The sequence below is a fragment of the Aeromicrobium stalagmiti genome (genome assembly GCF_013283745.1).
GTDB lineage: Bacteria > Actinomycetota > Actinomycetes > Propionibacteriales > Nocardioidaceae > Aeromicrobium > Aeromicrobium stalagmiti.
This window is the reverse complement of the sequence record NZ_JABSTZ010000001.1, coordinates 459,689-472,071: the sequence shown is the minus strand read 5'-3', so window position 1 is coordinate 472,071 and position 12,383 is coordinate 459,689. Positions and strand designations below refer to the sequence as shown.

13 protein-coding genes, 1 pseudogene and 1 riboswitch are annotated in these 12,383 nt (G+C 72.2%); of the genes and pseudogenes, 3 read left to right on the top strand and 11 right to left on the bottom strand.

Features of this window, described 5'->3' with window-relative positions; genetic code table 11:
* Positions 1-61: 61 nt before the first annotated feature.
* The 9 genes and pseudogenes from HQK15_RS02285 to HQK15_RS02250 form a co-directional block, all read right to left on the bottom strand.
* Positions 62-271 carry a CbtB domain-containing protein gene (locus tag HQK15_RS02285; protein ID WP_173489807.1) on the bottom strand — a complete coding sequence of 70 codons (210 nt, stop codon included), beginning with the start codon at positions 269-271 and terminating at the stop codon, positions 62-64.
* A 174-nt stretch (positions 272-445) separates the two neighbouring features.
* Complete coding sequence (locus HQK15_RS02280; protein ID WP_173489806.1) at positions 446-907, bottom strand: histidine phosphatase family protein; 462 nt, start codon at positions 905-907, stop codon at positions 446-448.
* Positions 904-1,656 carry a uroporphyrinogen-III C-methyltransferase gene (gene cobA, locus HQK15_RS02275; protein ID WP_367649115.1) on the bottom strand — a complete coding sequence of 251 codons (753 nt, stop codon included), beginning with the start codon at positions 1,654-1,656 and terminating at the stop codon, positions 904-906. Before cobA ends, HQK15_RS02280 begins: the two co-directional genes overlap by 4 nt.
* Before the next feature lie 96 nt (positions 1,657-1,752).
* Positions 1,753-1,887: pseudogene (locus tag HQK15_RS18950) on the bottom strand (NAD(P)-dependent oxidoreductase); the annotation flags it as partial.
* 11 nt (positions 1,888-1,898) lie between these two features.
* Entirely contained in the window at positions 1,899-4,376 is a 2,478-nt protein-coding gene (gene cobBC, locus HQK15_RS02270; protein WP_173489804.1) for a bifunctional hydrogenobyrinic acid a,c-diamide synthase/histidinol phosphate aminotransferase CobBC, read from the bottom strand.
* On the bottom strand, positions 4,370-4,984 hold the full coding sequence (gene cobO, locus HQK15_RS02265) for a cob(I)yrinic acid a,c-diamide adenosyltransferase (protein WP_173489803.1): 615 nt from the start codon (positions 4,982-4,984) through the stop codon (positions 4,370-4,372). The genes cobBC and cobO overlap by 7 nt, the downstream gene beginning before the upstream one ends.
* Positions 4,984-7,062: a magnesium chelatase subunit D family protein gene (locus tag HQK15_RS02260; protein ID WP_173489802.1), complete on the bottom strand. Its 2,079-nt coding sequence runs from the start codon at positions 7,060-7,062 to the stop codon at positions 4,984-4,986. Before HQK15_RS02260 ends, cobO begins: the two co-directional genes overlap by 1 nt.
* Positions 7,063-7,108: 46 nt before the next feature.
* Positions 7,109-7,251, bottom strand: a riboswitch (cobalamin riboswitch).
* A 108-nt stretch (positions 7,252-7,359) separates the two neighbouring features.
* A complete protein-coding gene (locus HQK15_RS02255) occupies positions 7,360-7,575 on the bottom strand; it encodes a helix-turn-helix domain-containing protein (RefSeq protein ID WP_173489801.1) in 216 nt (71 codons plus the stop codon).
* A complete protein-coding gene (locus HQK15_RS02250; protein WP_173489800.1) occupies positions 7,572-8,216 on the bottom strand; it encodes a DUF2975 domain-containing protein in 645 nt (214 codons plus the stop codon). The genes HQK15_RS02255 and HQK15_RS02250 overlap by 4 nt, the downstream gene beginning before the upstream one ends.
* A gap of 239 nt (positions 8,217-8,455) precedes the next feature.
* Between HQK15_RS02250 and cbiE the strand changes: the two genes are divergently transcribed.
* Positions 8,456-9,667: a precorrin-6y C5,15-methyltransferase (decarboxylating) subunit CbiE gene (gene cbiE, locus HQK15_RS02245; RefSeq protein WP_173489799.1), complete on the top strand. Its 1,212-nt coding sequence runs from the start codon at positions 8,456-8,458 to the stop codon at positions 9,665-9,667.
* Positions 9,664-10,422: a precorrin-4 C(11)-methyltransferase gene (gene cobM, locus HQK15_RS02240; RefSeq protein WP_173489798.1), complete on the top strand. Its 759-nt coding sequence runs from the start codon at positions 9,664-9,666 to the stop codon at positions 10,420-10,422. Before cbiE ends, cobM begins: the two co-directional genes overlap by 4 nt.
* Before the next feature lie 15 nt (positions 10,423-10,437).
* Here the strand turns inward: cobM and HQK15_RS02235 are convergent, their stop codons facing one another.
* On the bottom strand, positions 10,438-11,007 hold the full coding sequence (locus tag HQK15_RS02235; protein WP_173489797.1) for a TetR/AcrR family transcriptional regulator: 570 nt from the start codon (positions 11,005-11,007) through the stop codon (positions 10,438-10,440).
* An 85-nt stretch (positions 11,008-11,092) separates the two neighbouring features.
* Between HQK15_RS02235 and HQK15_RS02230 the strand changes: the two genes are divergently transcribed.
* Positions 11,093-11,524: an organic hydroperoxide resistance protein gene (locus HQK15_RS02230; RefSeq protein WP_173489796.1), complete on the top strand. Its 432-nt coding sequence runs from the start codon at positions 11,093-11,095 to the stop codon at positions 11,522-11,524.
* A 28-nt stretch (positions 11,525-11,552) separates the two neighbouring features.
* Here the strand turns inward: HQK15_RS02230 and HQK15_RS02225 are convergent, their stop codons facing one another.
* A complete protein-coding gene (locus HQK15_RS02225) occupies positions 11,553-12,365 on the bottom strand; it encodes an SCO6745 family protein (protein ID WP_173489795.1) in 813 nt (270 codons plus the stop codon).
* Positions 12,366-12,383 lie beyond the last annotated feature (18 nt).

The following is a 12,383-nucleotide window of genomic DNA, read 5'->3' as shown; positions in this document are numbered from 1 at the left end:
TCTGGAAAGCCCAAAGATCCGACCGCGGCCGAGGCCGGCGAGTCGGATCAGGGGGTGAGGATCAGTGGCAGGGGAAGCCGAGGAGGTGGCGTCCGTCGTGGACCCACTCGTGGATCGCGGTGCCCGAGGGGATCGACACGGCGCCCTGGTCGGCGCTGATGAAGAACAGCACGATGGCGGCGACGAGGAAGACGAACGCGGCCCACGGTGCGAGCTGGGCGACCGGGATCGCGGGGATCTCGACCTCGGGGGTGGCAGTGACCTGCGACATGGGTGCTCCTAGTGGGATGAATGCGTCCCGTGGATGGATGTGACCACCGCTCCGTCGGGTCTGGCTCCGCCGCGTGATCGTCGATCTGGGCGTCACAGTAGCGCTACTGCGCCGGAATCTCACCGGCTTCCTCTGGAGTGGCTTCGCTCATCCTAGGGATGGGGTCACACGCGGTCAACGACGGGTCCGCGTGATGCTGACCTCGCGGGTCGCCGGATCGACGCTGGTGATCGATCCGTTGGCTGCCGGCTCGGGGCGCTGGCCGCTCAGCAGGCCGACCGCGAGGCCGATCGTGTCGCCGTGGCTGACCACGACGGTGTGCTCGGGCAGGTCGCGGTCGAGGATCTGCTGGACCCTGACGAGGACGTTCGTGTAGTTCTCGTCGAGCCCCTTCTCGAGCAGGAGCGGCTCGATCTCGACCTCGAGGCCGAGCCGTGCGGCGATGATCTCGGCCGTCTCGGTGGCCCGGGTGGCCGGCGAGCTGAGCAGGCGGACGACGCCGCGATCGGCGAGCGACTCGGCGGCCTCGGCGGCCTGCTCGCGGCCGAGGTCGGTCAGGGGCGGGCTGAGCTCGTGGCCCTGCATCCGGTCCATGACGTTCCAGGTCGACTGCCCGTGGCGGACCCACAGGATCATGCGATGCCCTCCGCATCGAGGCCGGGGATCGTGGCGACGTCGCCGACGACCGCGACGGCAGGGGCGCCGATGCCCGCCTCGACCGCGGCGCCGTCGATGGTCGCCAACGTCGCGCGGACGACCCGCTGGCTCGGCAGCGAGCCGTCGGCGACGACCGCGGCCGGGGTGTCGGGGTCGAGGCCGCCCGCGACGAGGGCGGCGCAGATCGCGCCGAGGGTGCGGACGCCCATGAGCACGACGATCGTGGAGCCCGACCGGGCGAGCGCGGTGTAGTCGAGGGTGCTGTCGGCGTGTCCCGGCGGGACGTGCCCGGACACGACCGTGAACCCCTGCGTGAGGCCGCGGTGGGTCACCGGGATGCCGGCCATGGCCGGTGCCGCGATCGCCGACGTGACGCCGGGGATGACCCGGGTCGCGATGCCGGCGTCGAGGCACGCGAGCAGCTCCTCGCTGCCGCGACCGAAGACGAAGTTGTCGCCACCCTTGAACCGCACGACGTGCCGGCCGGACTTGGCGTGCTCGACCAGCAGGCGGTTGATCTCGTCCTGGCTGGTCGATCGTCCGCCCGGCACCTTGGCGACGTCGATGACCTCGGCGTCTGCGCGGGCCCAGCTCAGGGCCGCGAGCGGGGCGAGTCGGTCGGTGACGATGACGTCGGCCGACTCGATGGCGGCTCGACCAGCGACGGTCACGAGGCCCGGGTCGCCGGGCCCACCTCCGACGAGGGTGACCGAGCCGGTGCCGAGGATGCGGTCGTCGTCGGCGGCCGTCGTCGGGTGTCCCTTGAGGACCAGGTCGTACGGCGCGAGGTCGCCGGCGACGACGTCGCGACGGATCCACGTGACGAGCCCGCGGTCGGCGAGGTCCTCGATCGTGGCGGTGGCCTCGGCGGCGATGACGGTGACCCGGGCCCCGCCGTCGAGCAGTCCGGAGACCTGGCCTGCCGCGCGCGTGTCACCGCCGACCACGACGGCATCCATGCCGGTGACGTTCAGGTCCATGGGCCTTCGATCCTCAGGGTCGCGAGCAGCTTGCGGGTCGTGTCGGGGCGCCGCACGGCGATGCGGATCCAGCCGTCGTCGAGGCCCGGGAACGTGTCGGCGCGGCGCACGGCGTAGCCGACCTCGCGCAGTTGCTGGTGGGTGCCACGGCCGACCTTGGCGAGGACGAACGGGGCGGCGGGTGCGACGTACGTGATGCCGAGCTCGGTGAGCCCGTCGGTGAGGACGGCGCGGTGCTGGGCGATGCGGGTCGCGCGCTGGGCCGCCTCCGCCAGGGCCTGGTCGGACGCCGTCGCCGTCATGGCGGCGATGGCCTGGGCCGAGACCGACCACGGCGACTGCTGCGCGCGCAGGTCGTCGAGTAGCTGGCGACCGCCGATGACGTAGCCGGCCCGGACTCCGGGGATCGACCACAGCTTGGTGAGGCTGCGCACCACGAGCAGCCCGGGCAGCGGGGCGCCGGCCAGGGAGTGCTGCTCGCCGGGGACGGAGTCCATGAACGCCTCGTCGACCACCACGACGCGGCCGGGTCGCAGCAGCGCCCGGATCGTCTGGGCGGGGTGCAGCCGGCTGGTCGGGTTGGTGGGGTTGCCGATCATCACCAGGTCGGCGTCGGCGGGGACACGGTCGGGCTCGAGGGCGAAGCCGGTGCCTGGGTCACACATGACCTGCTCGGGGGTGTGGCCTGCGGCGAGGAGGGCCGCGTCGGGCTCGGTGAACTGCGGGTGCACCACGACGGGCCGCTTCCACGGCCGGGCCCGGGCGATCAGGCTGAACGCCTCGGCGGCGCCGGCGGTGGCCAGGACCTCCTCGGCGGGACGGCCGTGGCGGCGGGCGATCGCGTGCTCGGCGCCCCGGGCGTCGGGATAGGCGCCGACCTCGTCGAGGCTCGTGCGCAGCGCCTCGGTGAGCCAGTCCGGGCGGGCGCCGTCGTGGATGTTGACCGCGAAGTCGACGAGGCCCTCGGCGAGCTCGGCGTCCCCATGGAAGGTGAGGCCCTCGGCCCCGGGGGTCACTCGGTCGGCCGGGCCCCGCTGGTCGAGTGCCTGCGAGGAACGAGCAGGTGTATCGAGACCAGATGTTCCCGGCACGTACGCGTGGACTGCGTCGGCGAACCTCTGGGCCATCTGCGGGTGCCCGGCCCAGTGGGTGTGCAGGTAGGACGCGCTGAGGGTGTCCGACCCGATGCCGTGGCCCGCTCCGTCGAGCAGCCAGGCCGCCGTCGACTGCTCCACGGGCTGGACCAGCGCGGTGCGGTGGAACTCGTGGCCGGTCACGCGGGTGCCGGCGACGCCCATCAGCTGGTCGGTCGGCACGACGACGGAGCGGTACGACAGCGTCAGACGCGGCGTCATCACGGCGTCCGCCTCGAGGGCGCCGACCATCGAGATGCCGTCGACCGTGCTGCAGAGATAGAGCAGCCCGGCGCACTCGGCGACCGTCGGCATGCCGGACGTGACGGCGGCGCGCAGCGACTCGCGCAGCGGTGCGTTGGCGGCCAGTCCCGCGGCGTGCACCTCGGGGAACCCGCCGCCGAGGTAGAGGCCCGCCGTGCCCTCGGGCAGGGCGTCGTCGGTCAGGGGGTCGAACGTGACCACGTCGCAGCCGGCCGCGCGGAGCAGCTCCTCGGTCTCGGCGTAGCGGAACGTGAACGCCCGGCCGCCGGCCATCGCCACGACCGGCCTGGACGCTGCCGCATCGCTCGGGGGGTGGACCTCGCGAGCCGGGTCCCAGGGCTCGGCGTCGAGGTCGGGGGCCGTGCGGGCCAGGGCCAGCAGCTGCTCGAGATCGATCTTCTCGGCGATCTGGGCGGCGAGCCGGTCGAGGGCGTGTGCCGCGTCGTCCCGCTCGTCGGCGGGCACGAGGCCGAGGTGACGCGACGGGGCGACGATGCCGTCGTCGCGCTGAAGAACGCCGAGCACCGGGACGCCGGTCGCCTCGAGGGCGCTGACGACCTCGCCGGCATGGCGGGGCGAGCCGGCCTTGTTGACGATGACGCCGACGACGCGCACGGACGGGTCGAACGACACCATGCCCTGCACCATCGCCGCGATCGACCGCGACGCGTGGGAGATGTCGACGACCAGCACGACCGGGGTCTTCGTGACCGTCGCGACGTGGGCCGTCGACGAGAAGCCGTTGCCGCCGATCTGTCCGTCGTACAGGCCCATGACGCCCTCGACGATCGCGATGTCGGCGTCGCGGGCACCGTGCAGGAGCAACGGCACGAGGCGGTGCTCGCCGACCATGTGGGGGTCGAGGTTGCGGCCGGGCTTGCCGGTCGCCAGCGCGTGGTAGCCGGGGTCGATGTAGTCGGGGCCGACCTTGTGGCACGACACGTCGTGGCCGGCGCGGCTCAGCGCGGCCATGAGTCCCGTGGCGATCGTCGTCTTGCCGTGACCCGAGGCGGGCGCGGCGATGACCAGCCGTGGAAGGCTGACCGCAGCAGGATGATCTTTGCCTACCATTCGATGCCTCGCTGACCCTTCTGGCCCTGGTCGAACGGGTGCTTGACGTGCTGCATCTCCGTCACGAGGTCGGCGACCTCGACCAGCCTCGGGTCGGCGTCGCGTCCGGTGACGATGACGTACTGCCGGCCCGGTCGGTTGGCGAGGGTCTCGACGACGTCGTCGACGTCGACCCAGCCCCACTTCATGGGATAGGTGAACTCGTCGAGCACGTAGAGGTCGTGCGTCTCGGCGGCGAGGCGACGCTTGACCTCCTGCCAGCCCTCCGCGGCGTCGGCGGCGTGGTCGTCGTCGGTGCCCTCCTTGCGCGACCAGCTCCAGCCCGAGCCCATCTTGTGCCACTCGACGGGGCCACCGACACCGGTCTCGGTGTGCAGGTCGGCGAGACGCTCGAGGACGGTCTGCTCGCCGATGCGCCACTTGGCCGACTTCACGAACTGGAAGACGCCGATGTTCCAGCCCTGGTTCCAGGCGCGCATCGCGAGCCCGAAGGCGGCGGTCGACTTGCCCTTGCCCGGGCCGGTGTGGACCATCAGCAGCGGCCGGTTGCGGCGCTGCTTCGTCGTGAGGCCGTCGTCGGGGACGGCGAGCGGCTGACCCTTGGGCATCAGGCCGCTCCGCTCTCGTGCATGCCCGACCGGACGACGTCGGTGAGCGCGGACGCGCTGACCTCGCCCAGCGGGACGTACTCGGCCATCAGGTGGTCGGCGAGCTGACGGGCCAGACCCATGCGGAACTTGCCGGTCTCGCAGTCGATGACCAAGCTGGCGACGCCGGTGGAGCCGAGGTGCGCTGCGACCTGGTGGGCGCGGGCGAGGGCGTTGTCGCCGTACGTCGCGCGGCCGTCGGTGATGACGACGAGCAGCGGGCGGCGGCGCGGGTCGCGGACGCGCTCCAGGCGCAGGACGTCGACGGTCTTGAGCAGCGCCTCGGCCAGCGGCGTCCGTCCACCGGCCGGCAGCTCGGAGAGGCGGGTCGCGGCGATGTCGACCGACCCGGTCGGGGGCAGGGCCAGCTCGGCGCCGTCGGCACGGAACGTGATGAGGCCGACCTTGTCGCGGCGCTGGTAGGCGTCCATCAGCAGCGACAGGATCGCGGTCTTGACCTGCTCCATGCGCTTGCGGGCCGCCATCGAGCCGGATGCGTCGACGCAGAACAGGATCAGGTTGGACTCGTGGCCCTCCTTGATCGCGAGCCGCAGGTCGGACGCGCGGAAGTCGAGGCCGCGCCCCGTACGACCGCGCGCGACCTGGTGCGGTGCTGCGGCGCGGATCGTCTCGGTGAGGTGGATCGATCCTCCGGCACCCGTGCGGGGTGCGGCGCCGATGCGGCGACCGGTCTCGGTGATCGCGCGCGAGCGGCGGCCGGACTCGCCAGCGCCGGTGCCGCCGACCGTGAAGAGCTTGGGCCGGTAGGGCTGCTGCGGGGCGGCGACGGTCACGTCCTCGGTGCCACCTGCGGGGCTGTCGGGCTGCTCCTGCTGCGGCGCGGGGGGCTGCTCTGCCTGGGGCTGCTCGCCGGCGTCGGCCGTCTCGGCGTCGGCCGACGAGTCGGGGCCGGTCGGCGACGAGTCGCTCTCGGTCGGCGAGGAGTCGCCGGCCTCGGGCTGGGCCTGGTCCTGGCCGTCTCCGTCGTCGCCGGGCTCGTCGGTGTCGAGCGGCGGCTCCGGCTCGGGCTCGTCGTCGCCGAGGATCTGGTCGAGCAGGTCCTCGTCGATGCCGGGGGCGTCGAACGGGTTGCGACGGCGACGGTGCGGCAGGGCGAGGCGGGCGGCTGCGCGGATGTCCTCACGGGCGACACCGGTGCGGCCGTTCCACGCTGCGTGGGCTGCCGCGGCGCGGGCGGTGACGATGTCGGCGCGCATGCCGTCGACCTCGAACGCGGCACACACCTCGGCGATCTTGAGCAGCGCCCAGTCGCTGAGGTCGACCTGCTCGACGAGCTTCTGCGCGGCCTGGATGCGGTCGGTCAGGGACGACTCGTCGTCGGCGAAGCGCTCCGCGAACGCCGCGGGGTCGGTCTCGTACGCGATGCGGCGGCGGACCACCTCGACGCGGGTGGCCGGGTCGCGGGGCGCGGCGACCTCGACCGTGAGGCCGAAGCGGTCGAGCAGCTGGGGCCGGAGCTCGCCCTCCTCGGGGTTCATCGTGCCGACGAGGACGAAGCGGGCGGCGTGCTCGACCGAGACTCCGTCGCGCTCGACGGTCGAGCGTCCCATCGCGGCGGCGTCGAGCAGCAGGTCGACGAGGTGGTCGTGCAGCAGGTTGACCTCGTCGACGTAGAGGATGCCGCGGTGGGCGCGGGCCAGCAGGCCGGGCTCGTACTCGGTGACGCCCTCCGACAGGGCCTTCTCGAGGTGCAGCGAGCCGAGGACGCGGTCCTCGGTGGCGCCGACCGGCAGCTCCACGAGCCGTACGGCGCGGGTCTCGACGTCGGCGTCGGGGGCGAACGGCCCGTCGGGCGACAGGGGGTTGGCCTCGCGCGGGTCGGTGGAGAAGCGGTCGCCCGCGATGACGTCGATCGGCGGGAGGATCGAGGCGAGCGCGCGGACCATGGTCGACTTGGCCGTGCCCTTCTCGCCGCGGACGAGCACGCCGCCGATGGCCGGCGAGATCGTGCTGAGGGTCAGGGCCAGCGCCATGTCGTCGGATCCGACGACAGCGCTGAAGGGGTAGTGCTGTGGCATGTGGGGCTCCCGCTCGTCTGCCGACGTCCGGCGGGCGCGGTTGCGACCACCGGTCAGGCGCGAGGCCGGTCTTCGGACTTCCGGGGTCTGTGCCTCGGTCACCGCAGCGGGCCCTGTGCCGGATTCTCACCGGCTTCCCGATTCTCCCCGTCACCTGAGCGTTGGGGCACCTCGAGCCTTGTGAGGGCAAGACTAACGGCTGCGGCTGCCGTCCTCCCCGGGAGCGGTGGATCTGCCACCTTCTGGGACGAATTCGGCGCTCATACGGTGGCGTACGCACCGCGCGGAGAGAGAAGGTCAAGGGCCGTCGTACGTGAGCAGGTCGCCGGGCTGGCAGTCGAGGACCTCGCAGATCCGGGTGAGCGTGCTGAAACGGATCGCCCGCGCCTTGCCGGTCTTGAGGATCGACAGGTTCACGAGCGAGATGTCGATCCGCACAGCGAGCTCCGTCAGGGTCATGCCCCGCCGCTCCAGCACCTCGTCGAGCGTGATCCGGATGCGGTGGTCGCTCATATCGTCGCGTCTGAGTCGGCCTGCAGGGAGGCGGCGTGGAGCATGACACGGCCCACCGTGATGATCCCGTAGGCGCCGATGATGCCGGCCACGGAAACGCTGAATGAGCCGTTGACCCAGCTCATCGACGACATCGATGCCTTGAGCAGGCCATCGGCCAGGAACTCGACGACCGCGGCGGCGAGCAGGCCCAGCAGGAGGAGCCAGCCTGCCCGCTCGATTATCTGGGCCAGTGCAGCCGAGAACAGGCTGGTTCGGCGTGCATGCCTGATGATCCGACGGGTCAGGAGCAGGAAGCCGAGGAACACCACGAACGACGGCGCGATCGACAACGTGTCCAGGGTGCTCTGGGCGAGAGACGGATCGGCTTGGCAGATGACGGTGTCCGGTTGCTGGACCGTCACCCCCTTCTCGAGATCGAACGCCTCGCGAGCGAGTGCCCTGTCGTCGGCGGTCGGCTCGTCGCCGGACGAGAAGTTTGCGTCCACGCAGACGGACTCCTCGCCGATGCCCATGGAGCTGCCGCCAAACACGACAGCGACCACGCCGAGACTCATGAGGGCGATCATCACGATCGCGAACGCGCTCGTGATCGCGTCCAGGGGGCTCAGGGCGTCAACGACCTTCGGCTTCTTGGCCACGTCATTCCTTATCGATAGTCGCTAATAACGAAAAACGATAAGCCAATGGCGCGGTCCTGTCACGCACGCTCCCAGGAAGGTGGATCTTCCACCTCTCGTCGCGGGCGAAGGTGGACCTGCAACGTTATTCGACCGGGAGCGGTTGAGATTCCACCTTCTCAGGTGATCTGGGCGCTCATACGGTGGCGTACGCACCGCGCGGGGGTGGGTTCGGCCGGCGCCAGATATCGTCGACGTTCGTGAGCACACGGGTGACAGTCGTCGGCATCGGCGCGGACGGATGGGCGGGTCTGACGGACGCCGCCCGGGCGCTGGTCGACCACGCGGCGGTGGTGCTGGGTGGCCAGCGGCACCTCGCGATGCTCCCGGAGACGCCCGACCAGATCCGCGAGCCGTGGCCGTCGCCGCTGGTCGAGGGCCTTCCGGCGCTGCTGGAGAAGTTCGAGGGCCACGACGTCGTCGCCCTCGCCTCGGGTGACCCGCTGGTCTCCGGCGTCGCCACGACCCTGGTCGACCTGCTGGGCAAGGACGCCGTCACGGTCGTCCCGGCCCTGTCGTCGGTCGCCCTGGCCCGGGCCCGCATGCGCTGGTCGGCGGAGTCGACGGAGGTCGTCACGCTCGTCGGCCGCGACCCGCACCTCGTCGCACGCTCCCTCGCCCCCGGCCTGCGGCTGCTCGTGCTGTCGGCCGACGGTGCGACGCCGGGCGAGGTCGCCGGTCTGCTGACCGCGGCCGGCTACGGCGGCAGCCCGATGTCGGTGCTCGCCGACCTCGGCTCCGAGACCGAGTCGCGCGTCGACGGTGTCGCGGCGACGTGGTCGGACGAGTCGCCGGCCCTCAACGTCATCGCCGTCGAGCTCGTCAGCTCGGGCGCCCGACCGCTCGGCTTCGTCGCCGGACTGCCCGAGGACGCGTTCGAGCACGACGGCCAGATCACCAAGCGGGACGTCCGCGCGTCGGCCCTCGCGCGACTCGCCCCGGTGCCCGGCCAGCTGCTCTGGGACGTGGGAGCCGGTGCCGGGTCCGTCGGCATCGAGTGGATGCGCGCGCACTCCACGTGCCGGGCGGTCGCGATCGAGGCCAAGGACGACCGCGCCGAGCGCATCGGCCGCAACGCCGCGACCCTCGGGGTCCCGGCGCTGCAGGTCGTCACCGGCAAGGCGCCCGAGGCGCTGGCCGACCTCGAGGCGCCTCACGCGATCTTCGTCGGCGGCGGCGCGACCGAGCCGGGTCTCGTCGACGCCTGCTGGGACGCCCTCCTGCCCGGCGGTCGCCTCGTCATCCACGGGGTGACGCTCGAGACCGAGGCGCTGCTGACCGACCGCTACGCCCGTCTCGGCGGCGAGCTGACCCGACTGCACGTCGAGCACGCTGCTCCGATCGGCTCGTTCACGGGCTGGACGCCGTCGCGGGCCATCACCCAGTGGGCCGTCACGAAGCCGGACGCGTGACCGTCCACTTCGTCGGGGCCGGGCCCGGCGCCGCCGACCTGCTGACGCTGCGGGCGGTCGCGATGCTCAACGCCGCTGACGTCTGCGTCTATGCCGGCACCTACATCGATGCCGAGGTGCTGGGGCACTGCCGCGACGGCGCCGACCTGGTCGACACCCAGGACCTCGACCTCGACCAGATCACGGCCCGGCTCGTCGACGCCCACGCGGCCGGCCACGAGGTCGTCCGGCTCTGCTCGGGCGACCCGTCGATCTACTCCGCAATCCACGAGATGACCAAGCGCCTCGACGCGCATGGCGTGCCGTGGGACGTCACGCCGGGCGTGCCGTCGTACGCGGCAGCGGCGGCCCTGCTCGGCGCCGAGCTGACCGTGCCGGAGGTCGTCCAGTCGGTCGTCCTCACCCGCACCCAGGCGCGGTCGACCGCGATGCCGGCGGGCGAGGACCTCTCGGCGTTCGCCGCCACCGGCGCGACCCTCGTCCTGCACCTGGCGATCACGCGCACCCGGGTGCTGGCGGCCGAGCTCGCCGAGTCGTACGGGGCGGACTGTCCCGTGGCGGTCGTCGCCAACGCGAGCCAGCCGTCGCAGGTCGTCCTGCGGGGCACGCTCGCCGACATCGCCGACCAGGTCGAGGCTGCAGGTCTGCGGCAGGCCGCGGTCATCCTCGTCGGCAAGGCGCTGGCGCCGGACGTGCGCGGCGCCGAGTCGTACCTCTACGACCCCACCCGCGACCGCAGCGCCAAGCGTCGCTGAGGGAGCCGGCCGGCCCTAGCGGCCGATGAGCGAGCGGGCGCCGGACACGAGCTGCGTGGCGACCTGCTCCGGCGCGCGGCCGAGGTAGCCCGAGACCATCGCGCCGTCGCGGAGCATCATGATCTGCTCGGCCTTGACCGCCGTGTCGGTGACGCCGAGCTGGCCGAGGAGCTCGGCGATCTGGCCGGTCAGCCATGCGCGGTGCTCGCTGATGATCGCGCGGCCGGGGTGGTCGTCGCCGGGCAGCTCGGCGGCGGCGTTGATGAACGGGCAGCCGCGGAACCCCGGCGAGCAGCTGGCCTCGCCGACGATCTCGGCGTACCACCGCAGCACCGCGGCGGGGTCGTCCGGCGACTCCTCGCGGCGCGCGGTGACGACGTCCTTCTCCTCGTCCGACCGGCTCTGCAGGTAGGCCGCGACGAGGTCGTCCTTGGTGGGGAAGTGGCGGTAGAAGGTGACCTTCGAGACGTGGGCCGCGGCGATGAGCTTGTCGGCGCTGACGGCGCGGATGCCCTCGGCGTAGTAGTGCTCGATCGCTGCGTCGAGGATGCGCTCACGGACGGGCTTCATCTCGATGACACTCATGGGCACCTGCCTCTTGTCGGGGTTGGAGGGTCGTGGTTCTATGGTGGACGTACTAGTTAGTCTACATCGATTTCCAGGAGCACACATGCCCGAGAGCATCGTCTACACCGCCGTCGCCACGTCGGACGGCGACGGCCGCAACGGTCACGTCCGCACCAACGACGGACTGATCGACACCGACGTCCGCACGCCCAGGGAGATGGGCGGCGCCGGTGGGGCGACCAACCCCGAGCAGCTCTTCGCCTCCGGCTACGCAGCGTGCTTCCACTCCGCGCTCAAGGCCACCAGCAAGGTGCACGGCGTTGACATCGTCGACTCCGCGGTCACGGCCGAGGTCGGCATCGGCTCCAATGGCAAGGGCGGCTTCGAGCTCGCCGTCACGCTGCACGTCGAGCTCGGTGGCGGCGTCTCGCAGGAGGACGCCGAGAAGGCTGTCGCCGTCGCCCACGAGGTGTGCCCCTACTCCAACGCGACCCGCGGCAACGTCGAGGTCACGCTCGAGGTCGAGGTCGCCTGACCTGCCTGCGTCGCCCGGTGGGGCCGGATCAGTGCGTCGGTTCGGCCCCGCTGGCGACGATCCCCTTGGAGGCGGCGACCGCCAGGTCGGCCACCGCGGCGAAGGCCTCGACCGACGCCGCGGGGATGCCGGCCAGGGTCACCCGATCGGTGTCGGCCTCGATCTGGGTGCGCGCTGCGATGCCTGCCTCGGTGATGGCGTTGTCGGCGTCGATCCAGCCGCGCTCACGCAGCCGGGTCGCTCCGGCCTCCCACTCCTCGTCGTCCCATCCCCGCAGCTGCTGCTGACCGGGCAGCGCGAGTCCGGCGGCGGTGGCCAGCACGTTGGCCTCCACGCCGTCGAGGCCTGCCGTGGTCAGGACGGCCAGGTGCGAGTCGCCGCGGTACTCCCGCAGCGCGGTCGCCGCGTGCCAGGCCGCGCCGAGGTCGTCGTCCGGCACGGGCAGCCCGACGTGACCGGCGGCCAGGGGGCGCCCTGCGAGCTCCAGCCCCGGCAGGCCTGACTGCAGCCCGGCCGCGAGCCGGGCCACGTCCACGCCCTCGAACCCGGGGCTGATCGTCGCGCGGGCCACCTCGTAGCGGGCCCGGAGGATGTCGCCCTGCGACGCGCGCTCCCAGGCGTCGGGCAGTGCGCGGTGGACGAGGCGCGGCGCGAAGCCGTGGAACGTCGCGATGACGACCTCGGGCGCCGGGCGGCCGAGCGCCACCGACCGCGACGCGAAGTAGCCCATCCAGTAGCCCTTGAGCCCGATCCCCTCGAACGCGGGCTTCGCGTGCGGCGAGAAGTAGACGACGTGGTGGATGGTCTCGACGGCGTGCCAGAACGATCTGCGGAGAGTCACCCGCCGAGTATGTCCCAC

Coding starts and splice junctions, on each gene's coding strand:
- HQK15_RS02285 (WP_173489807.1), bottom strand. CDS start 271: ATGTCGCAGGTCACTGCCACCCCCGAGGTCGAGATCCCCGCGATCCCG.
- HQK15_RS02280 (WP_173489806.1), bottom strand. CDS start 907: ATGATCCTGTGGGTCCGCCACGGGCAGTCGACCTGGAACGTCATGGAC.
- cobBC (WP_173489804.1), bottom strand. CDS start 4,376: ATGGTAGGCAAAGATCATCCTGCTGCGGTCAGCCTTCCACGGCTGGTC.
- cobO (WP_173489803.1), bottom strand. CDS start 4,984: ATGCCCAAGGGTCAGCCGCTCGCCGTCCCCGACGACGGCCTCACGACG.
- HQK15_RS02260 (WP_173489802.1), bottom strand. CDS start 7,062: ATGCCACAGCACTACCCCTTCAGCGCTGTCGTCGGATCCGACGACATG.
- HQK15_RS02255 (WP_173489801.1), bottom strand. CDS start 7,575: ATGAGCGACCACCGCATCCGGATCACGCTCGACGAGGTGCTGGAGCGG.
- HQK15_RS02235 (WP_173489797.1), bottom strand. CDS start 11,007: ATGAGTGTCATCGAGATGAAGCCCGTCCGTGAGCGCATCCTCGACGCA.
- HQK15_RS02230 (WP_173489796.1), top strand. CDS start 11,093: ATGCCCGAGAGCATCGTCTACACCGCCGTCGCCACGTCGGACGGCGAC.